The organism is Pseudomonas agronomica, assembly GCF_025917275.1.
GTDB classification, from domain to species: Bacteria; Pseudomonadota; Gammaproteobacteria; order Pseudomonadales; family Pseudomonadaceae; genus Aquipseudomonas; species Aquipseudomonas agronomica.
This window is the reverse complement of sequence record NZ_JAOSHO010001173.1, coordinates 1-225: the sequence shown is the minus strand read 5'-3', so window position 1 is coordinate 225 and position 225 is coordinate 1. Positions and strand designations below refer to the sequence as shown.

Here is a 225-nt window from a genome sequence, read left to right as displayed (position 1 = left end):
CCGTCGGGGTTGAGGCGGCGGGTGATCAGGTGCAAATCGTCTGTGTATTCGTAGCGGGTGGTGCGTCCCAGTTCGTCCCGCTCGGCGATGACCTTGCCGTAGGCGTTATAGCGCCAGGCGCGGGTGGCGCCGCCGGGCAAGGTGGTTTGCAGCAAGCGGCCCACGGCGTCCCATTGGTGATGGGTGATGGCGCCGTGTTCGTCCTGACGGGTCAGCAAACGGCCC

Annotated in this window: 1 protein-coding gene; it reads right to left on the bottom strand. The window is 66.7% G+C overall.

All coding sequences use genetic code 11. The features are described 5' to 3' along the window. Nucleotides 1–225: RHS repeat domain-containing protein (locus OC610_RS29430; protein WP_264433403.1), on the bottom strand; the 225-nt coding region annotated here is incomplete at both ends.